The organism is Dysosmobacter segnis (genome assembly GCF_014297285.1).
GTDB lineage: Bacteria > Bacillota > Clostridia > Oscillospirales > Oscillospiraceae > Oscillibacter > Oscillibacter segnis.
The window spans coordinates 1-908 of the sequence record NZ_JACOQI010000103.1; the positions used below are offsets into that span (position 1 = coordinate 1).

Here is a 908-nt window from a genome sequence, read left to right on the forward strand (position 1 = left end):
GAACAGGGCTTTGTTTCCTCGTTGGCCCTTGGTTACAACGAGGTAGAAATCCAGCGCGGTATGACCACCAGCTCCACAGCCATCTTTATTCCTTTTATGACAAGGGAGCTCCGCATGGCGGGGCAGGCCCTCTACTATGGCATGAACGCACTTTCCCACAATGTCATCATGGTTGACCGCAAAAAGCTGAAGTCGGCAAACGGGATGTATTTGGGTTCTACGGGCTCCGGCAAGAGCTTTGCCGCAAAGCGCGAGCTTTTGAATGTGTTTCTCACCATCCCGCAGGATCGGATCATTGTGGTTGACCCGATGGGCGAATATGCGCCGCTGGTGCGAAGGCTGGGCGGTCAGGTGATCGAGATTGCCCCGGACAGCCCGCACCACCTCAATCCGATGGATGTGGAGCTCAATATGGCTGCCGGAGAAAGCCCGCTTTCCATGAAGGCGGATTTTCTTTTATCCCTGTGCGAGCTGGTGGTCGGCGGCAAGGAAGGCTTGCAGCCCATTGAAAAGACGGTCGTTGACCGCTGCGTGCGTTTGGTGTACCGGGAGCAGGCGCTCGGACTGGAAACCGCAAAAACCCCGCTGTTGCAGGATTTGTATGAGGAGCTTTTACGCCAGCCGGAGCCCGAGGCCCGGCGCGTGGCAACTGCCTTAGAGCTTTATTGCACAGGCTCCCTCAATCTCTTTAACCATCCTACCAACGTCAAGACGGACAGCCGTGTGGTGTGCATCGTTCTGAAAAACATGGGCGAAAACCTTAGAAAGATTGCAATGCACATCACAAATGAGTTTGTTTCGCAGGCGGTGGATCAGAACTTCCACGAGGGCGCGGCAACTTGGTGCTACTTTGACGAGTTTCACATTCTGCTCCGTGATCCACTGACAGCCAGCTACTTTGTGGCGGT

Annotated in this window: 1 protein-coding gene; it reads left to right on the forward strand. The window is 55.0% G+C overall.

Annotation, left to right across the window (positions count from 1 at the left end):
* Positions 1-908 (forward strand): VirB4-like conjugal transfer ATPase, CD1110 family (locus H8Z83_RS20545; RefSeq protein WP_187016498.1); only part of this gene is annotated, 908 nt, incomplete at both ends.